Source organism: Sediminibacterium roseum, assembly GCF_009939005.1.
GTDB lineage: Bacteria > Bacteroidota > Bacteroidia > Chitinophagales > Chitinophagaceae > Sediminibacterium > Sediminibacterium roseum.
The window spans coordinates 1,683,389-1,703,361 of sequence record NZ_JAACJS010000015.1; the positions used below are offsets into that span (position 1 = coordinate 1,683,389).

General features: G+C 48.4%; 20 protein-coding genes. 6 read left to right on the forward strand and 14 right to left on the reverse strand.

What is annotated here, in order from left to right:
- Positions 1-5: 5 nt before the first annotated feature.
- The 7 genes from GWC95_RS18500 to GWC95_RS18530 all read right to left on the reverse strand — a co-directional run bounded on the left by GWC95_RS18500 (position 6) and on the right by GWC95_RS18530 (position 6,784).
- Positions 6-641 (reverse strand): carbonic anhydrase, encoded by a 636-nt coding sequence (locus GWC95_RS18500; protein ID WP_161820191.1) that lies wholly within the window; start codon positions 639-641, stop codon positions 6-8.
- 191 nt (positions 642-832) lie between these two features.
- Positions 833-2,407, reverse strand: a complete 1,575-nt coding sequence (locus GWC95_RS18505) for a SulP family inorganic anion transporter (RefSeq protein ID WP_161820192.1) — start codon at positions 2,405-2,407, stop codon at positions 833-835.
- Positions 2,408-2,766: 359 nt separating this feature from the next.
- A complete protein-coding gene (can, locus tag GWC95_RS18510; RefSeq protein ID WP_161820193.1) occupies positions 2,767-3,411 on the reverse strand; it encodes a carbonate dehydratase in 645 nt (214 codons plus the stop codon).
- A 216-nt stretch (positions 3,412-3,627) separates the two neighbouring features.
- Positions 3,628-3,990, reverse strand: coding sequence for a hypothetical protein (locus GWC95_RS18515; protein WP_161820194.1), 363 nt, complete (start codon positions 3,988-3,990; stop codon positions 3,628-3,630).
- A gap of 253 nt (positions 3,991-4,243) precedes the next feature.
- On the reverse strand, positions 4,244-4,999 hold the full coding sequence (gene fabG, locus GWC95_RS18520) for a 3-oxoacyl-[acyl-carrier-protein] reductase (protein WP_161820195.1): 756 nt from the start codon (positions 4,997-4,999) through the stop codon (positions 4,244-4,246).
- Between the two features lie 53 nt (positions 5,000-5,052).
- A complete protein-coding gene (locus GWC95_RS18525) occupies positions 5,053-6,156 on the reverse strand; it encodes a hypothetical protein (RefSeq protein ID WP_161820196.1) in 1,104 nt (367 codons plus the stop codon).
- A complete protein-coding gene (locus GWC95_RS18530) occupies positions 6,149-6,784 on the reverse strand; it encodes an ABC transporter ATP-binding protein (RefSeq protein ID WP_161820197.1) in 636 nt (211 codons plus the stop codon). Before GWC95_RS18530 ends, GWC95_RS18525 begins: the two co-directional genes overlap by 8 nt.
- 115 nt (positions 6,785-6,899) lie before the next feature.
- Here GWC95_RS18530 and GWC95_RS18535 point away from each other — a divergent pair, with 115 nt between their 5' ends.
- On the forward strand, positions 6,900-8,153 hold the full coding sequence (locus GWC95_RS18535; protein ID WP_161820198.1) for a hypothetical protein: 1,254 nt from the start codon (positions 6,900-6,902) through the stop codon (positions 8,151-8,153).
- A 13-nt stretch (positions 8,154-8,166) separates the two neighbouring features.
- Here the strand turns inward: GWC95_RS18535 and paaZ are convergent, their stop codons facing one another.
- From paaZ to GWC95_RS18550, 3 genes are all read right to left on the reverse strand, one after another.
- The gene (gene paaZ / locus GWC95_RS18540; protein ID WP_161820199.1) at positions 8,167-10,215 is read right to left on the reverse strand and encodes a phenylacetic acid degradation bifunctional protein PaaZ; all 2,049 of its coding nucleotides are present in this window, start codon (positions 10,213-10,215) and stop codon (positions 8,167-8,169) included.
- Between the two features lie 100 nt (positions 10,216-10,315).
- Positions 10,316-10,780 carry a DinB family protein gene (locus GWC95_RS18545; protein ID WP_161820200.1) on the reverse strand — a complete coding sequence of 155 codons (465 nt, stop codon included), beginning with the start codon at positions 10,778-10,780 and terminating at the stop codon, positions 10,316-10,318.
- A gap of 148 nt (positions 10,781-10,928) precedes the next feature.
- On the reverse strand, positions 10,929-11,507 hold the full coding sequence (locus GWC95_RS18550) for an adenylate kinase (RefSeq protein WP_161820201.1): 579 nt from the start codon (positions 11,505-11,507) through the stop codon (positions 10,929-10,931).
- 272 nt (positions 11,508-11,779) lie between these two features.
- On the opposite strand from GWC95_RS18550, the gene msrB reads away from it, so the two are divergent.
- Positions 11,780-12,244, forward strand: coding sequence for a peptide-methionine (R)-S-oxide reductase MsrB (gene msrB, locus GWC95_RS18555; protein WP_237722209.1), 465 nt, complete (start codon positions 11,780-11,782; stop codon positions 12,242-12,244).
- A gap of 136 nt (positions 12,245-12,380) precedes the next feature.
- Here msrB and GWC95_RS18560 read toward each other — a convergent pair whose 3' ends face one another.
- Positions 12,381-13,634 carry a DUF5690 family protein gene (locus GWC95_RS18560; protein WP_161820203.1) on the reverse strand — a complete coding sequence of 418 codons (1,254 nt, stop codon included), beginning with the start codon at positions 13,632-13,634 and terminating at the stop codon, positions 12,381-12,383.
- Between the two features lie 229 nt (positions 13,635-13,863).
- Here GWC95_RS18560 and GWC95_RS18565 point away from each other — a divergent pair, with 229 nt between their 5' ends.
- Positions 13,864-15,129, forward strand: a complete 1,266-nt coding sequence (locus tag GWC95_RS18565) for a pyridoxal phosphate-dependent aminotransferase (protein WP_161820204.1) — start codon at positions 13,864-13,866, stop codon at positions 15,127-15,129.
- Between the two features lie 23 nt (positions 15,130-15,152).
- Here the strand turns inward: GWC95_RS18565 and GWC95_RS18570 are convergent, their stop codons facing one another.
- Positions 15,153-16,127 (reverse strand): GlxA family transcriptional regulator, encoded by a 975-nt coding sequence (locus GWC95_RS18570; protein WP_161820205.1) that lies wholly within the window; start codon positions 16,125-16,127, stop codon positions 15,153-15,155.
- Between the two features lie 153 nt (positions 16,128-16,280).
- On the opposite strand from GWC95_RS18570, the gene GWC95_RS18575 reads away from it, so the two are divergent.
- A complete protein-coding gene (locus GWC95_RS18575) occupies positions 16,281-16,712 on the forward strand; it encodes a VOC family protein (protein ID WP_161820206.1) in 432 nt (143 codons plus the stop codon).
- A gap of 260 nt (positions 16,713-16,972) precedes the next feature.
- Here GWC95_RS18575 and GWC95_RS18580 read toward each other — a convergent pair whose 3' ends face one another.
- On the reverse strand, positions 16,973-17,221 hold the full coding sequence (locus tag GWC95_RS18580) for a hypothetical protein (RefSeq protein WP_161820207.1): 249 nt from the start codon (positions 17,219-17,221) through the stop codon (positions 16,973-16,975).
- A 192-nt stretch (positions 17,222-17,413) separates the two neighbouring features.
- On the opposite strand from GWC95_RS18580, the gene GWC95_RS18585 reads away from it, so the two are divergent.
- The gene (locus tag GWC95_RS18585) at positions 17,414-18,499 is read left to right on the forward strand and encodes a glycosyltransferase (protein ID WP_161820208.1); all 1,086 of its coding nucleotides are present in this window, start codon (positions 17,414-17,416) and stop codon (positions 18,497-18,499) included.
- Positions 18,500-18,558: 59 nt separating this feature from the next.
- Complete coding sequence (locus GWC95_RS18590; protein ID WP_161820209.1) at positions 18,559-19,461, forward strand: DMT family transporter; 903 nt, start codon at positions 18,559-18,561, stop codon at positions 19,459-19,461.
- Here the strand turns inward: GWC95_RS18590 and GWC95_RS18595 are convergent.
- Positions 19,446-19,931, reverse strand: coding sequence for a SixA phosphatase family protein (locus tag GWC95_RS18595; protein WP_161820210.1), 486 nt, complete (start codon positions 19,929-19,931; stop codon positions 19,446-19,448). The two genes, GWC95_RS18590 and GWC95_RS18595, sit on opposite strands and share 16 nt — an antisense overlap.
- Positions 19,932-19,973 lie beyond the last annotated feature (42 nt).

A 19,973-nucleotide genomic window follows, 5' to 3' on the forward strand; every position in this document is an offset into this window, starting at 1 on the left:
ACCAGTTACAGGTCATCGTATTCATACAACGGGTCAATATGCGTTCCCGCCTTCATTTCAAATACGGGATTGATGATACCGTCTTTCAGGCCATATACCCATCCATGCAGATCGGGCCGCTGTTCGTTTTTCCACGCGCGCTGGATGATGGATGTTTTAGCGAGGTGTTGTACCTGTTCCTTTACATTCAACTCCACGAGGCGGTCGCATCTTTTTTCCTCATCGCCGATGTTGTCGAGCTCATCCTTGTGTAACCGGTAAACATCTTTGATGTTGCGCAGCCACATGTTGAGCACCTGCCTGTAATCGTGGTTGGTCATGGCCGCTTTTACACCGCCGCATCCATAGTGGCCGCATACGATCACGTGTTTTACTTTCAGGTACGATACGGCGTAATCAAGAACGCTGAGCAGGTTCACATCGGTATGCACCACCATGTTGGCAACATTGCGGTGTACAAAAATCTCACCGGGTTGCGTATTGGTTATTTCATTGGCAGGCACACGGCTGTCGCTGCAACCGATCCATAAAAACTCGGGCGTTTGCAGGAGCGACAGCCTTTGGAAATATTCCGGGTCGAGATCGGTTTTCCCTTTGGCCCATTCCTTGTTTTCCTGGAGAAGTACTTCGTATGTTTTCATGATACATGAAGGTAGCATGTTTACCGTAAGGCCGGAAGCCTTTTTAAACCTTACCCCGCAGATCCTTCCGCCAGCCCTCTGTTTTCGAGCCTGTTGGCGCTTTTCAATACACAAAAAAAACGCCCCTTCGCAGGGACGTTTCAATCAACCGGGGGGGGCATGTCGCCTAAACAAACATCTTTGGTCCAACGCTAGTGCGGAGATGCCGCGAAACCGGGTTCAATAAAATTGATGGTTTGCACCTGTATGTTTTTATTGAGCGCATTGGTTTTGTATTCCTGTATCAGTTCAACAACATCGTATGCGATCGATTTTGAATTGCTGCAATCGATCACCACTTTTGAATTGTTTGGAATTTTATCCAGCGCATTCATAACGCTCGCCTTATTAAAGAACGAAACTTCTTCCGCGAGTACGATGTGGTGTTGCTCCTGCCCGTCTTGTGTAGTAACCACATCTTTCATATGATGCGAGTTCCGGAAGCTGTGACGGAGTGTATAGAAGATCCCGAAAAGTATACCTACCGTAATTCCTTTCAACAGGTCCGTTGCCAGAATGGCCACAACCGTTGCAGTGAACGGCACAAACTGTTCCCACCCGAGTTTGTACATCTGTTTGAAGAGGGATGGCTTGGCAAGTTTGTATCCCACCATCAACAGGATGGCGGCAAGGCTCGCCAGCGGTATCATGTTCAGCACACCAGCGATGGAGATGGCGCTGATGAGCAGGAAGAAACCATGCATAACCGCCGACATTTTTGTTTTTGCACCAAAGGTGATGTTGGCCGAACTGCGAACGATCACCTGTGTGATAGGAAGTCCACCGATCAAACCCGAGATGATGTTTCCAAGTCCCTGGGCTTTTAATTCGCGGTTGGTTGGCGTGATCCTTTTCAGCGGGTCAAGTTTGTCTGTTGCTTCTACACTCAGCAATGTTTCAAGGCTTCCCACAATGGCGATCACAAACGCCACCTGGTACACGGCCGGGTTTGTAAACTGCGTGAAATCAGGAAAAGTGAATTGGCCGAAGAAATCCGCAACGCTCCCGGGAACGGGAAGCTTCACCACCTGGTCGGGCTTCAGCGAAAAATTGAGCGTGCCGTTCTGAAAAAGATAATTCATCAGTATACCAAGTCCCACAACAACGATCGGTCCCTGTAAGATCTGGAAGAACCTGTGTTTTTTGGAGAGCACTTTATCCCAGAAGATCAAGATGGCAAGGGAGATCGCCGCAATCAAAACAGCGCCCGGCGTTACAAACTCCCAGGCTTTGCCTATGGCAGAAAAAGTATTTTCCCCGTTTGCCTGGAAAAATTCATCATCGCCTTCAATGTCTTTGTCCCAGCCCAATGCATGCGGTATCTGTTTTAAAATGATGAGCAAACCGATACCTGTAAGCATGCCCTTGATCACAGAAGAAGGGAAAAAGTACCCTATGAAACCCGCTTTTAAAAAGCCGAGCGCCATTTGTATTGCGCCGGATAAAACAACAGCGAGTAAAAAAGTTTTGTAATCGCCGCCGAATGTTACATTGATCGCTCCCAGAACAATCACTGCTAAACCCGCTGCGGGGCCGCTTACACCAAGCCTGGATCCGCTTGCTGCGCCTACTACTATTCCGCCGATGATGCCTGCAATGATCCCTGAAAACAATGGGGCGCCCGATGCAAGGGCGATGCCGAGGCACAATGGCAACGCAACAAAAAATACCACGATGCTCGCGGGCAGATCGCTTTTTATTTCTTTGAAAAGATGATTTGATTTCATTTTAGTTTTTAGTTTTTCACCCGGCATCCGGCAAACAGCCGCGCCTGGCGTCTTCGTGTTTTTTTAAACGTTTGTTGTTGATATTATTCAAAGTGCAGAAACCATCTCCGGCAGGGAATCCCCGAAAGAGGATTCCCTGGTCCAAGTAACTACTAAGAACCTTGGACGGGAGAGGTTGGACTAGAAAGTCCGTATCCACACGAAGTCTGTACATTCCACTACGGCACACGAAGGGAATAAGAAGTTTGAAAGGCGCGGAATATTTTATCTCTTTTGTGGAGAAACAATTTTTTTATTCGTGCCGGACATTGCGCTTTATCAAACAACCTTACCGTTTCATGTGCACCGATGCTTACGGTTTAGTTTACAACAGGGTCCATTACGTAAAACTTGGGCAGTTCGCTTTTGTCTGAAACAGAAACTTTCAGGTCGTTGAGAACACCGTTCGCGATATCGTATACCAGTCCGTGAACCGCGAGTTGTTTGCCGCTGCTCCATGCATTCTGGATGATGGTTGTTTTGGTAAGGTTGAAAACCTGTTCGATCACATTCAATTCAACAAGACGCGCCGCTCTTTTATCAACGTCCCTGATCGAATCCATTTCACGCTGGTGAAGGCGGTACACATCCTTGATGTTGCGCAGCCAGTTGTCAACCAGCCCGTTTGGTTTGTTGCCCAGCGCCGCCATCACACCGCCACAACCGTAGTGGCCGCAAACGATCACATCTGTTACGCCCAATACATTTACAGCATAGTCTACCACGCTGAGCATGCTCAGGTCCGTATGCACAACCATATTGGCAATGTTGCGGTGCACGAATATTTCGCCCGGCAATGTTCCGGTGATCTCGTTGGCAGGCACACGGCTGTCGGAGCAACCGATCCACAATACAGGCGGTTTTTGTCCTTTGGAAAGTTTTTCAAAAAACCCCGGATCCATTTCCAGCATGTCTTCTACCCATTTCCTGTTTCCGTCAAAAAGCTTTTCATATGTCGATTTCATATACTGATAATTTATGGCACTGCATTGATACACGTATGCGCATTGCACACGGCATCGTTACAGTACATCATTGAATAAATTTTGTAAAGGAGGATTATTTCACGGGCATTACATACGCAGTGTTCAATGCATGAACATGCGGAGGCACATGGATGATGCATCACGCTAACGCGATGGCACAATTAAACATGTAACAAATGGTAATGTCCGATGGAATTAAGCCTGGTCGGGTGGAGGTGTTTCCAGGTCGCCGTAAAATGCGACATAAGTAGCGTAGTGCTCTATATGGTACTTGATAGAAAGCTCTGTGGTAAAATGGTCCGTATGATTTGAATCGTGCAGGTACTCTTCGGAAAAAGAATTTGAGTTGCCTGGCGTCTTTTCTTCGGTGGTGTTGGTGAGCGGGTTGTCAGACTCTTCGTCCTGCGTAGTCTGCTGTGTCTTTGATGTTTTCTCCTGCGTGATCTGTTGTGCGGAGTAAACAATTGGTAAGCTGATGGTAAGCCATGCGAGCGCCAGCATCATAAAGATGCAGGAAATATAACGGGCCGTAAGGTCTTTTTTGCGCCGTGCTCTCATTTGCGTGAAGATAGTTTTTTCAGTCCGTCCATCCAAATCTACTTGATTGATAGGGTGAACGAACGCAAAAATAAGTGGATTGATTATTTGAAATGCAAGTAAACAAATCTTTAACAATTGCCTCGCCTGCGCGCAAAACCCTGCTGCTGGAGAAATGAGGCGGGACTGTGTTACGGTTAAAAAAGAGCCGTCAACTTTCGGTCGACGGCTTAAGGAAAATATTAAAAAGGATTATGGCCAAATAAGTGCAGGCTTAAATATTCAGCCCCCCGCAAACGCTCAATACCTGGCCCGTAACATACGACGACATGTCGCTGGCAAGGAACAACGTGGTATCGGCGATCTCTTCTGCTTTACCAAAACGGCCAAGCGGAATTTTTTTGAGGAACTCGGTTGCGCCATCGCCGTCTTTCAAATAATGTGTCATGTCTGTTTCAACAAACCCGGGAGCAATCGCATTGCAACGGATGTTGCGGCTGCCCAGCTCGAGCGCCACTGATTTTGAAAAACCGATGATCCCGGCTTTGCTCGCTGCATAACTGCTTTGCCCCGCATTGCCGCGCACGCCAACAATCGAACTCATGTTGATGATGCTCCCCCTCTTTGCTTTCATCATGGGCCTGATCACCTGCTTGGTCATGTTGAAAATGCTTTTGAGGTTGATGTCCATCACTTCATCCCACTGCTCTGGCGTGAGGCGGAGGAGGAGATTATCTTTAGAGATGCCGGCGTTGTTAACGCATACATCTATTTTACCAAATTCTTTCAGCACATCGTTTACAAATGTTTCGCACTCTTCAAAAATACCGGCGTTGCTTTTGTACGCTTTGGCTTTTACACCGAGCTGCTGTAGCTGCGCTTCCAGTGCCGTTGCTTTTTCGGCGCTGCTTTCGCTCACATAGGTAAAGGCAACATCGCTGCCATGTTCCGCCAGTTTTAAAGCGATGGCTGCGCCGATCCCACGGGCGGCACCGGTTACAATGGATACTTTTCCTGCAAGTAATTTCATGTGTGTGGTTTTGTTGCAAATGTAGCTGTTAGCCGTTAGCTATCGGCAACAAGTCATTGGCTTTTTTTCTCAAAATCGTATAAATGCGACTGATAAATGGCCGATGAAACAACAAGCAGCAAAAGGGCCAAACCGATGCCCGGATCATACAACAACACAAAAAACAAAACCGCCCAGGTTGCAAATACGGTCTTGTAGTAAGACTCCATGTCTGTGTCTTTCATCAATAACAAAGCATGAAAAAAAGCAAGTATGGAAATGGAAAGCAGCATTACCTGGGGAACATCTGCGGCTTGAAAATGAACCGGGAAGCCCTTCCACATAAAAACGAATTCGGGGAGAAGAAGTACAAAATACTGCAGCCACATCATACCCAGCCGCCGCAGGAAAGCTACGGGCAGGTTTTTGATGAACACGAGCCGCTCCTCTTCGAACGCCCTGATCTGCGCAACAATGGCCGCATGCGCCACCGCTACCACAGACATGATCAGCAACAACGGGCGCAGATCCGGCCTGTCGGGTTCGTATAAACCGATGAATGCATACAGCAGCAGGAAAGAGAAGATCTTTGTTACAAGCAGCATCTGCTTTCTCTCATCCAGGATAAACCAAAGCGACAATGAAAAAAACGGCCGGGGCACCGGTATGCGCGGGAGGCGAATGCGGATGCCGGTATTTTTTTTCCGCAGACAGGAAAAGTACACCCAGGCAGCGCCAATGATCATCAGCAGGTTTGATACAGCAATCGCGGCCATCGAAACAAAATATTTTTCTTTGGCCGCCACAGCCGCTACCGAAACGGCGTATACCAGCACGGGCAGGTACACCATTGCGTGTACATAAAGCATATAGAGAAACTGCCGCCCATCCGGCAACCTGTTGAGTACAGCTAAAAAATGTTGCCGAGGATTATTGAGCTGGTTGGTGATGTAGTTCACACATTTCAATGTATACAACAACCAGATCACAACAACACAGGCAAGAAAAACAGGACTCTGCACCATGCCGTGCATCAGGGAAAGATGATAGCTGATGAGTTGTCCGCCGCTCACCACACCAAACAAAACAAAAAACCAGAAAAGAAAGAATCCCGCATTGATCTTATAAAAATGATTGACGAGTACGCGTTGCAATATGGACAATACAATTTTATTCATGCCCGATCAGTATCGTTTTGTTGGCAGCGATCATGGGTATCGTTGGCATCAATGCATCGTGCTGGAAAGGCTGGTGGGATGTAATGATGAACGAGGTATTTCTTTCCGCATGCAGGTCGTTGATGAGCTTGCAGATCACGGCAACGGCTTCTTTGTCTACGGTGATCAGCGGTTCATCGAGCAAGATCCATTCGGCGTTACCGATGAAGGCAAGCACCAGGCTCAGTTTCTTCAGCATACCGCTTGAGTAAGTGCCAACGGGCCTTTGACAGGCGTCTAAAATATGCAATTGCTCAAGCAGCTGCAGTGCATCTTTTTCAGCTGCCTTTTTCGTTTTGCAGTATAGATTCACCATGTCTTTTCCGGTAAGAAACTGCGGGTACAAAGGTTCCGCCTCTGCATAGTTTACTTTTTGTAAAAACGAAACACGGTTTCGTTTGATGCTCGTTCCATCCAGTAAAATATCGCCGTTGAAAGGATGAAGTCCCCCGATCATTTTCAGGAAACTTGTTTTGCCCGATCCGTTCTCTCCTTTCAACCAATACACGCCGCTGGGAATGGATAAAGAGGGAATATCCATCGCCAGGAAATCTCCGTAAAATTTTTGTACGGTGTTGAATTGAAGCATGCGACTAAGTTAGGCGTTTGAACGCAACCGTTAAAAGTGATCCGTTGTTTTATAGAAGCCTTAACGCATGCACCGTGTTGCAGGCACAAATCCAAACTCCTTATCTTAGTATTGAATGAAAAATACAAAGAACATCCTGCTGACCGCATTTTTGCTGGAGACGCTTTGTGTTACCTATGCATTGCACCTGCCATGGCTGGTTGCAGTGGCAAGCGTGGTACATACGCTTGCGGGTTTTGCGATCTCGTATGTATTGCTGTTCACCAAACCCGGAAATGAAAACAACACGGGCCGTATTTTTGATTTCAAAACAACGGCCAACCGCTATCGCTGGGTCATCCTCATCGCAGCATTGGTGGCCATGTGTTACGCCGGCGCAAAAACAATGGCGGAAGAGCCGCCCGACTACCGTTCTGCAGACATGCTCCCCATCATACAGGTCATGTGCCAGCGGTTTTTAGCAGGCCACTGGTTGCAGGTTTACGCACCCATACAGGAGATCTGGAACGGAACGGTTCCCATCTACCTGCCGGCCATGTGGCTGCCTTTCAGCTTGCCCGAATTTTTACGGGTAGACCTGCGCTGGCTCACCGTACTGTTGTTTTTTATTGTGCTGGGATGCTTCCTGTGGCGCGTGTCGTTCAGGCAAAAAACGAGTTGGCTCGTTTTTTTATGCGGGTTCCTTCTTTTCTGTTTTTTGTTTACTGATGAGAAACCCGGACTGGTTGCCTACACCGAAGAAGGCATCGTGGTGTTTTATTACGTGCTGCTTACGATGGTACTGCTTCGAAATAAGGAAAACATATGGTTGCTCGGGATCTGCACATCGCTTTGCGTTCTGAGCAGGTATGCATTGATCGGCTGGTTGCCGGCGATGCTTCTTTATTTTGCCTGGAGAAAAGAGTGGAAGAACCTGTTGCGTTTTACGTTCACGGGGTTGGCTTGTTTTTTATTGCTGGTACTGCTTCCTTTCGGAACGGCTGTTGTTCATTCGATGATGGGATTACCCGGCGCCTACATAGCATTTACCGCACGCGTCTGGAACGATTCTCCCGAAGTTTTTTCAACGGGCCCCGGGCTTGCAAAGTTTTTCGGGCCGGGTAAAATAGAAACGCTGCATTACCTGTTGATCGTGCTTACCTTCTGCCTGCCATTACTGGCAATGATTTCAGGGCTTCTTGCGCGGAAGAAATACAAAGTTCCTGATCGCAATCTACCCATCGCGGTCTTCAAATTGAGCCTGGTGGTTTTTTATTGTTTTATTGATGTGCCTTACCTGTATTTGTTTTACACTTCTTCGTTCGTGAGTTTGATCGCGGTTGCATCGTTTGTGCAGCGATCTTCCGGTACGGCGGACCCTCGCCCCTGACGCGGCCGTTTTGTTACGCGTCTTTTTTCTGCACCATTGTAAGAATAGTGGCCACACCAACCGTTTCATCTGTTTCATCAAAGATCTCCACCAGCCATTTTACGATACCGCGTGGAATATCGGTGTCGAGTTTCTGTTCCTGTCCTATTTTTTCCTTGCATGAAAAACGGATATAGATCTCTGCGCCCGGATATACCGGTTTTGTAAAACGAAGTTCATCGATGCCATAATTCAGCAGTACCGGGTTCTTCTCGTAACTGTCAACAAACAATCCCGCCGCTGCGCTCATTATAAAATAGCCGTGCGCCACCTGGCGCTCAAACATGGTGCCTTCAAAATTGGTGCTGGTGAGATGGGCGTAGAAATGATCGCCGCTCAGGTCGGCAAACCGGTTGATGTCTTCTGATGTGATCAATCTTTTTTCTGTTACCAACTGGTCTCCGATCTCCAGTTCCTCAAAATATTTTTTAAACGGATGTTTACCGTCTTTCTTTCCAGTGGCGCCCGGCTGGTAAACATTGCTCACCGCGGTGATCATATCGGGCGAACCCTGGATGGCCACCCGTTGCATATAATGTTTTACCCCACGCAGGCCGCCCATTTCTTCGCCACCGCCCGCACGGCCAGGGCCGCCATGCACCAGCAAAGGAAGCGGTGAGCCATGGCCCGTACTTTCTTTGGCGCACTGATCGTTCAGTATCAGGATACGGCCATGGTACATACCTGCGCCAAGCACATATTCTTTGGCGATGGATGGGTCTGCCGTAACGATGGAGCTCACCAGTGAGCCTTTCCCTTTTTTTGCAAGCGCTATGGCGTCTGCTGTGGACCGGTAAGGCATGAGCGTTGATACAGGGCCGAACGCTTCTACTTCATGCGCCTCGGTTGTGTTGAAGGGATCATGGTTGAGCAAGAGCAGCGGGCTCATAAAAGCCCCTTTGCGTGCGTCGGCATCAATTACTTCAACACTGTCGAGCGAGCCGTAAATGATTTGCGATGATGCGAGCAGTTTCTGTACCTGTTCTTTTACTTCCGTCCTTTGCGATTCGCCGGCGAGCGATCCCATGCGCACTTTTTCATTGAGCGGGTTGCCGATGGTTGTTTGCGCAAGGGCCTTGCCCAATGCGATCTGTACGTCTTCGATCTTGTTTTCCGGAACAAAGATCCTCCTGATGGCGGTACATTTCTGCCCACATTTGGTGGTCATTTCTTTGCGCACCTCTTTGATAAAAAGATCCCACTCGGGCATACCGGGAACCACATCCTGGCCCAATACGATGCAGTTGAGCGAATCTGCTTCCATGGTAAAGGGCACGTTCTCTTCCAGGATGCGCTTGCCTGATTTGAGCATCAGGCCCGTTGAAGCGGATCCTGTAAACGTAACCACGTCCTGCGAGGTTACATGATCGAGCATATCCCCTGCGCTCCCGCAAAGCAGCTGCAGCGCGCCGTTGGGTAGAATGCCCGATGCGGCTATCTTTTTTACAACTGCTTCGCTTAAAAAGGAAGTAACGCTTGCCGGCTTCACCACAGCCGGAACACCGGCGAGTAAATTCACTGCAATCTTTTCAAGCATGCCCCATACCGGGAAATTGAATGCATTGATGTGCACCGCCACGCCCTCTTTCGGGATAAGCAGGTGGTGTCCCATAAAAGTATTCGCTTTGCCAAGCGGGTGGTTTTCTCCATCCAGGCAATACGGCGTATCCGGGAATTTCCTGCGTAGCGATGCGTAGGAAAAAAGGTTGCCGATGCCGCCTTCAATGTCTACCCAGCTGTCTGCTTTTGTTGCACCGGTCTGGTAACTGATCTTATAAAATTCTTCGAGATGCTCCCGCAAATAAAGTGCGAGCGCACGAAGCATTACACCGCGTTCGTGAAAACTCATGTTGCGCAAGGCGGGGTTTCCTTTTTCTCTTGCGTATTGCAGGATGGCGGCAAAGTCGAGCCCCTTTGTAGAAGCCGTTGCGATCGCTTCGCCGGTAACTGCGTTGTAGAGCGATTGCCCTTCGCCATCACCTTTGATCCATTTGCCGAGGATATAATTTTCTAGAGCGGGCATGTGACTATTTCATTTTTTAATTGAAAGATCCCGGAATGGCGTGCGGCAACCGCAGCCGTCAAAAACCCGGAGGATGAAACACAAAGCTAACGATTGGTAGTTAATCTATCAGGCCGAATTGCCGGAGATGATGGAACACGTGTTTCTGCATGTACCGCATCTGCAGATCGTAATCCAGCTCGCCAAATGCGGGATGCATCAGTTGCAGGGCTGGATCGGCATCGTATGCCGCAAACATGGCATCTATTTCCGGTTTTAATTTTTTCAATGCCTCCTCCATACCCGCGGCGCGGTGAGGTATGGGGTCTTCGGGTAATCCTGGCCCCTTTGCCAGTTGCGGAAAGGGCAGGTCTGTGAGCAGGAACGCCCGCTTTTTTTCAACGTGCGTCGGATTCTTGTCCATCAACGGCATTTTGATGCTGCCATTGGCCAGTTTAAAAATATCACGCATGTGCTCTACCATCTGCTGCGCATCCATCCTGCCCCATTTGGGTTGCTGGTGCGGTTGCAGTGTTTGCAGCAAAGGGATGTAATCGTTCTGCAGAAAGGACCTGAAATCGTTCATGGCTTAAATGTAGAACTGTTTTTGGTTTATTGGGTGCTATTTACCTGCCAATAATCAAAGAACTCCCTGGCTTGGGGCATAAAAAAATCCCGCAAAAAAAAGCGGGATTCGCAGTTGGTTGTTGGTTGTAATACGTTGTGGCTATTAATTAAGACATCCTTTTATCTATTTCGCTGCAAAGCGAGGCAAATATTTCATCCACACTTCCTTCACCTTTTACGTTCACAACTTTGCCGAAGCGGTTGTAGTGGTCTGAAACCACCATTGTTTTGTCCTGGTACTCTTTGATGCGCGCCCTGATCACCGATTCGTTGGTATCATCGCTTCTGCCGCTGGTGAGGCCGCGGTTGAGCAGGCGGTTAACCAGTTCCTCTTCGCTTACCTCGAGTGCAAGCACGATGCCGATCTCGGTATTTTTTTCTTTCAAGAGGGCATCCAGTGCCTCGCTCTGGGCCACGGTCCTGGGGAAGCCATCAAACAAAAATCCTTTGGCCTGCGGGTTGGCATCGAGCGCAGAAGCGATCATTCCTACCACAACGGCATCGGGAACGAGTTGCCCGCGGTCCATGATGCTCTTTGCTTCGAGTCCCAATGCAGTCTGTTTCGCGATCTCACTCCGCAAAATATCACCGGTAGATAAATGTTTTAATCCATACGCCGCGATGAGTTTTTCACTTTGCGTACCTTTCCCGCTGCCCGGGGGACCAAACAGAATAATATTAAACATGTACTTACTTACCTTGAGTGAAGAACAAATATAAGACGTTGACTTTAAAAAACATTTAACAAACGCGGAAAACCTTTAGAAACGATCGCCTGTAAGTTTAAAAGGTGTTTTCCAACCCGTAACCCGTGCTCATTTTAGCTTGTTTTAATAAAAAACCAATGGATATGACAAAAACTAATATAATACTTCCGGTCGCATTTCTCGTTTCAACCTTCCTGTGGTATGGTTGTTATAATAATAAATCTGACACAAAAGCCCAGAAAACAGACAGCATGGAACAAAAAAACAATCCTTCGTACTCCAGGACCGATTCTTCCAGACTTGTACTTTCCGATGAAGAATGGAAACAACGCCTTTCGCCCGAGGTTTACCAGATCGCGCGCCAGAAAGGAACGGAGCGCCCTTTTACCAGCAAGTTCGAGACCTCGAAAGAGATAGGCACGTATTATTGTGCGGCCTGTGGTAACCCGTTGTTCAAAAGCGATACAAAATTTGAAAGCGGCTGCGGATGGCCCAGCTTTTACGAACCCATTTCCAAAAGTTCCGTGATCTACCTGCCTGATAATTCGCATGGCATGAAAAGAACAGAAGTAGAATGCGGAAGATGCAAGGCCCATTTGGGTCATGTATTTGAAGACGGCCCTAAACCCACCGGTCTGCGTTATTGCATCAACGGCGTAGTGCTGGATTTTGAAAAAGCAAAAGAGGCGGAGAAAAAATATTCCGGCGGTAAATAGGCGCCGGGCTGGAACAGTATTTCGTTATACAAGATTTACAAAGCAGAAAGTCGTGGTTGTTGTATCTGTACGGGTACGATGATCGCGATTTTTTTTGCGTGGTCCTTACCCGGCTTCTTTAAGATGCAGCGCAAGGTTATGCGGTGCGTTCCTGTGTTGCTTTTTTCTTTTTGAAATAGACCAATGAAAACACCGTTGCCATTACGCCGATCACCGAGAGCGCCATTACGCTGTTCGAAAAGAAAGAAACCCAGTTCAGTTTTACTTTGAAGATCTCTTTGCTCAGCAAAACGCCCACGCTTCCCAGGTAACCAAATGAATCCGCGAGGTAAATAAGAAACCCCACATTGCCTGTAAAACGGAACGCGGCGATCAGTCGCTCAAAAAAAACGGAGTTGAAAGGAATGTAAACCATATACAATCCCAGTCCCACCATCGTCATCCACCACACAGGATCCAGTTTTTGCTGCACGAAGAAAAAAGTTGAGATACCTGCGAGCACAAAGCCAATTGCAATAAACCCATGCGCAACCATCAGCGCTTTGAAACTGTTTTTGATGAGCACCATGCTGCCTATCAACACCAGTACAATCAGGGTGATGGTCGTTTCTGTTTTTACGAAAATGGCGGGTTGGTTCAGATAGCCCATCTCCTTCCACATGTCTGCACTGAAGTTATCGCGTATGTCGCGGAAGATCGTTGCAAAACCATAGATGATGATGCAGGCAACGAGCCCCGGCAAAAAACTACGCACAAATTTTTTACGGTCGGCCGCATCCATGGGTGTACGGTTCATGCGTGCGGCAATGTCCTGTTCATCGGGTGGAGGTATGCGTTCGATGAGCCATATAAAAAACAAAAGCGGTACTGCAAATACGAGCCCGGTTGCAAACGGCACCCAGAATTCAGACAGGCTGAATGCCTGCAGCAGCCAGGCGCCAACCGATTTTACAAACCCCGATGCAAAGATGAAACTCACTGCCAGCGCGGCTCCTATGAAATCGGTGCTCCTTCTTCCTTCCACGTAAGAAAACACGACGCCCCATAGCATGCCCAGCGGAAAGCCGTTGATGAATAAAAATACGGCGTTGTAAGGCGGAGGAACAATGGCAAAGAACAGCCACGCTGCCCACGCAATTCCAACCAGCAGCAGGATGATCTTGTAACGGCCCAACCGCTGCAGCTCAGAGATAAATTTGATGCCGTAAAATTTTGCCGCGAGGTAGCCGATCATCTGGCTCAGCACGAGTAGGATCTTATAATTGATCCCGAAAAACCGCAGCCCGTCGAACGTGCATACCGTATACGATTTCCTGAAACCGAAGATCATGGTGTAGGTGAGAAAGGCGGCAACGGCTGCGTAGAGCCCGGTCTTGATCGTTGATTTCACTGATTCAGTATGATTGGTATGAGATGAGTTTTGATGCTGCCGTATTTACAAAAAGAAAAAACTAACACCACAGGTGTTTCCCGCACAACAAGTACGATGTATTTTCCCGGATATCCTGTTTAAAAATAGAAAAACAACTGCAATCGCAACAATCATCCTGTAAATCATACGTAAATCTGTAAAATCCGCGATACTTTTGCAGCCGCATCCATTTTTGAACTCCCTTTATATGAACCAACCCAAACTTAGCCACCTCGCAGGAACACTGATTGGCAGTGAGATCGTTAAACTCGGAAACGCCATCAGCGAACGCATCCGCAACGGCGAGAAAATATACAACTTTACCATCGGGGATTTTGACCCGCATGTTTTCCCTATTCCCAAAGAACTGGAAAACCTGGTCATCGAGTCTTACCAGGAAAAAAACACCAGCTACCCTGCGGCTGAAGGTGTGCTTGACCTGCGCAGGTCTGTAAGTTCCTTTATCAAAGAATGGGAAGGGATCGAATACGCGCCCAACGAAATACAGATCGCATCCGGCGGGCGGCCGCTTATTTATACGATTTTCAAAGCCATCGTTGACAAAGGCGATAAAGTGATCTACGGCGTGCCATCGTGGAACAACAATCACTACGTGCACATGACCGACGGCGAGCATTGCGTGATCGATTGTGCGCCTGAAAATGATTTCATGCCAACACCCGAAGACATCAGGAAAAACATCAAAGGCGCCACGCTCATCTGCATCTGTACACCGCAAAACCCAACGGGCACAACGCTTTCAAAGGATGCGCTTACGCAGATCTGCGATCTTATCATAGAAGAGAACAAACAACGGGGCGAAGATGAGAAGAAGTTGTACCTCATGTTTGACCAGATGTACTGGACACTTACTTTTGGCAGCACCATACACTACAACCCCATTTCGCTGCGGCCTGAAATGAAAGCGTACACGATTTTCGTGGATGGTATTTCCAAAGTGTTTGCAGCAACAGGCGTTCGTGTGGGCTGGGCCCTGGGGCCGGAAGCCGTGATCGCAAAAATGAAAGCGATCCTTAGTCACCTCGGAGCCTGGGCGCCCATGGCAGAACAGAAAGCGGTGGCAAAATACCTTTTGCAGACAGATGCCATCAAAAAATACCTGGTGCATTTCAAATCAGAGATCGAAGAGAGGTTACGCAGCATTCATGCAGGTTTCATTGCGTTGAAAGAAAAAGGATACCGTGTGGATTCTGTTTCACCGCAGGCGGCGATTTACCTCACCATCAAGATCGACCTGGTTGGAAAAACAACCGCAGAAGGGCATGCTTTGGCCACCCAGGCTGATGTTACTTCTTATATTTTAGGCGAAGCAAAACTGGCGGTTGTGCCGTTCTCTGCCTTTGGCGCAGGAAGCAAAAGCCCGTGGTACCGCCTGAGCGTAGGAACGAGCAGGAAAGAAGAGATCGGCGAGATGCTGGGCAAACTGGAAGCCGCCCTGGAGGCACTTCGCTAACAGGTGAGGTATGCGATGTTTTGCTACGCCGCCTGTTTGTTGTAGCGGTTGCGGTACTCAACCGGCGTCAGGCCCGTTATTTTTTTGAAGATGGTTCTGAAAGCTTTGGTATCGGTATATCCTACATCGAACATCACTTCATTCACATTCTTAAGGCTTGATTCGAAACTGCGTTTTGCGGCTTCTATTTTCACGCGCTGGATGTATTCTACAACGGTATTGTCTGTCGCTTTTTTGAAACGCCTTTCAAAACTTCTGCGGCCGATGTTGAACATATCGGCAAGTGTATCCACGGTCATTTTCTCCATGTAATTCGCTTCAATGAATTCCTGCGCCTTGCGGATCTCATCGTCGCTGTGGTCTTTCTGCCCTTCAAACATCATAAAGGCAGATTGGCTGTCGCGGTCTATATCGATCGCAAAATATTTGGATGCGAGGATGGCCGTATCGCGATCTGTGTATTTTTCTACGAGGTACAACAAAAGGTTCCAGTAGGAGTTGGCGCCGCCGCTGGAGTAGAGTCCCTGTTCTTCGGTAATGATGCTTCCATCTACCAGCTCAACACCGGGAAACATTGTTCTGAACAAACCCGAATGCAACCAGTGTGTGGAACATTTTTTTCCTTCGAGCAATCCTGTTGATGCCAGCACAAATGCCCCGATACAAAGTGAAGCCACTTCGGCGCCGTTGTTGTATTGATCAACGATCCACGGAAGGGCTTCTTTGTTCAGCTCCAGCGCAGTTTTAATATCACCGCTGATGGCGGGGATGAAAATAAGGTCGGTCTTCTTTACCTCGTTCAAAAGTTTGTCTGTATGAACAGAAAACAAACTGTTCTCCAACCTGATCTCGCGCGACAAACCCACCAGCTCCACGTTGAACAAAGCCTGTTTGCCCGATGCCTCGAGGAACTGGTTTACGGCCTTACACATGTAATGCGGATCGGCAACGGCTTCGATAACCGCGGTTTCGGGAACCAGTATGGATACGTTTTTCATTGGCTAAAGATAAGCAACGTTACAGTCGCAATCAACCCCCCGAAATGTCGTATTTGCACCGTGTTTGACGCGTTATTAAGCCGGAGTTTTGTAACCGGGGAACCGCGATGCCGGTTTCTTATTTTCCCGGTCAACAAATTGTAAATCACAGCTATGAAGATCAGTACCTATTTAACCTTCAATGGTAACTGCCGCGAGGCAATGGGTTTTTACAAAGATTGTATCGGCGGCGAACTTACCCTTCAAACCATCGGCGATTCGCCGCTGGCGGAAAAAATGCCCGCAGAAATGAAAGCATATATTTTACACGGAACGCTTTCCAGGGATAAGCTGGTGCTGATGGGCTCTGACATGGTTGGCGACAAAGGGCTCAACAAGGGAAACAATGTGTCGATGGTTCTCGATTGCGATAGTGAAGAAGAGATCAGGGCCTGTTACGAAAGACTGTCAGAAGGCGGCGAGGCAACGCATCCGCTTGAGGTTTCTTTCTGGGGCGCTTTGTTTGGCGATCTGGAAGATAAGTTTGGGAATCATTGGTTGCTGAATTTTGAAGCTTACCGGCAGGGACCGCCAGAGGCGGTGTGATAGTCGTCACTCGGCGGAGCCGAGCGACTAATCGTGTAATTCACACTGCGAGGTTCAACGAGGGTTCGTTAGAGCAACGCAAAGAAGCAGTCAGCAGCGGTCGCCGGAGGCGGTGTGATAGTCGTCACTCGGCGGAGCCGAGCGACTGATCATGTAAGTCACACTGCCAGGTTCAACGAGGTTTTGGTATGTGGCAACGCAAAGAAGCAGTCGCTCGGCTCCGCCGAGTGACGACTATCGAAGCGCCTCCGGCGCATCTTTCAATTTTTGTTGGAAACAAACACAAACGATTTCACCTTCCGCTCGCTGAGGATCTTTTGGATCAGGAAGGTTTTGCGCACGATTTTCCTGCGGTTGATGTCGATGACCTCATTTGCAATGGAGAAAGCCTCCCAGTTCTCTACGTGAAAAAGTACGGAATCTAAAAACAGGAGCTCGCGTTCGAGGGCGGCGGGGCTGAGTTGCCCGGCATCTGTAAGCACCAATAAATCTCTGTTCGCACCAGGCATATGCCTTATTTTTTGTTATTTGTGACTGGGGCAACCACAAAATTTAGTGCCGTTGTTCTTGCGGAACACACCACAGGAAGTGGTGCCTACCATGGCAACAAGTAACAACAAAACGATTATTTGGTTTATTTTCAGCTTCATATCGTAAACTAAAGTACTACTTTACGGTTTATCTGTAAACAAACCTGTTGATTGCCCCTGAATTTTAACATACAAAAAGTGATCCTCGCCCCGCTTGATTGGGGGTTGGGCCATGCAACACGCTGTATTCCCATCATACGGTCGCTGAAAACCAATGGTTGCGAGGTGCTGGTGGCCGCGGAGGGTGCGCAGGCGCATTTGCTGCAAAAGGAGTTTCCCGGGTTGCAGATCATACCACTGGAAGGCTACCGGGTGCGGTACAGTAAAAACAAATGGACGCTCGCATTACGGCTGTTGATGCAGCTGCCGCGACTGCGCAGCATAATAAAGAACGAAAAACGATGGCTCGAAAAGATCATCTCAGAACACCGGCCCGGTCTTGTGATCTCTGATAACCGGTATGGATTTTCTTCCCCAAATGTTCCCTGCATATTCATCACGCACCAGCTTACGGTTAAGGCGCCGTTTGGCTGGGCAGAAAAAATGATCCGGAAAACATTGTACCGGTACATCAACACCTACAATTGCTGCTGGGTGCCGGATGTAGCCGGTAAACAAAACATCGCCGGCGTTTTGTCGCACCCCGCCCTGCTTCCCAAAACAAAACTGGAATACATTGGACTGCTCTCGCGTTTTGAAAAGAAAGCGGTTGTGCAGGAATACGATTACTGCATTTTGTTATCGGGGCCCGAGCCACAAAGAACCATGCTGGAAAACAAATTGCTCGCCGGCCTTAGCAATGTTGAGGGAAAAATATTGCTGGTGAGGGGAAAGCCGGGAAGTGAGGATGTACTTCCATCGCGCCCAAACATCACCATTAAAAATCATTTGCCCGGCAACGAGCTGGAGCAGGCGCTTCAGCAAAGCGAATACATTGTATGCAGAAGCGGCTATACAACGGCGATGGAGATCATTGCGTTGCAGAAAAAAGCAATCCTTATTCCCACACCCGGGCAAACAGAACAGGAATACCTTGCACAAAAACTGCAGCAGGAAAATATTTGCATGAGCGTATCGCAAAACGAAATAGATTGCGCAAAACATTTCAAAGAGGCGAGATCGTTCCCTTACCAGGCAAAACAATTCAAATGTTTTGATGAAAGTGATGTGGTAAACCTGATCGGGCGATCTTTGTGACTTCGATTCCACAACTTCCATTCACAAACCAAGCCCCAGGGCCTGCAGCAAAAAAACGAATGACCCGCAACACCAAAGCCCATGCCGCCGTTCTCTCCGCCAATTTTATCTTCGGAACGAATTATGCGTTGGTAAAATACATTGCACCCGGTTACCTGCATCCGTTTGCACTGAATGTGGTGCGGATATTGGTGAGCCTTTCTTTGTTCTGGATCCTTTTTCTTTTCAAACCCGCCGTAACAAAGATCCAGCGCAAACACCTTCCGCGGTTTTTGTTGTGTGCCTTAACGGGGGTTGTGATCAACCAGATCTTTTTCATTACCGGCGTATCGCTTACCACGCCCATTCACAGCTCGCTGCTTTCGCTTGCAACACCGATATTTATTACACTGATTGCTGCATGGCTGCTGAAAGAAGGGTTTACGTTTTTGAAATTTTCCGGTCTTGTGCTCGGTATTGCAGGGGCTGCCATATTGGTGCTGCTGAAAGACAGCACGCACAGCGGCAATAATATTCTACTGGGCGACCTGATGGTGCTGATCAACGCAGTGTCTTATGCATTCTACCTGGTATTGGTGAGGCCGCTCATGAAGACCTATACCGGCATACAGGTATTGCGCTGGATCTTCACCTTCGGCGCATTGGTGATATTGCCCTTCGGGATGAACAAATTCCTGGCTACCGACTGGCAGGCTTTTCACCTTACACAATGGCTGGCGCTTGCATTTGTTGGCGTGGGTGCAACGTTCCTGGCGTATCTCTTCAATGTGTATGGCATATCGGTGATCGGCGCTTCTTCCACCGGGGCATATATTTACACGCAGCCGGTTTTTGCCGCCGTTATTGCCATCATTTTTGCCGGCGAGCAGTTCAGTCTTGTAAAACTCATCGCCGCCATTTTGATCTTTACCGGTGTATACCTTGCCAATTTCAGGAAACAGGCCGATCAGGACTTGGGGTAATCAAAGAACCAGACCGTTTTTTGGGCTTGTTTAAAATCTTTCCAATGGTCGATGGCTACCTGTACGGCAAACACTGCGCAGGTAGGCATGTCATCAATACGTGTGGCCGTGAGCTCGTTTACAAACGCAGTGATGCCGGGGTTGTGCGAAAACACGGCTGCTGTTTCAACGCCATCGTCGATGGCGGCAATGGTTTCATAAAACACCGGTGGCGCGGCGTGGTAAAGTTTCTGCATCGTTTTGAGTTTTCCCGGTGCGGCAAAGGTTTCAACAAAAAGATTTGCGGTGGTAAGCGCCCTTTTTGCGGGGCTGGCAATAAACGCGTCGATCTGCAAACCTTTATCGATCAGCCGCTGCGCCATCACCGGCGCATCGCGCATGCCGCGCTCGTTGAGGGGGCGGTCAAAATCGTCTTGTCCGGCCACGGCCCAACTGCTTTTTGCGTGACGGATGATGAGTAGTTGTTTCATATTTTTTAGTTGTAAGCCATCAATTTTGTTAAGTGTAAAAAG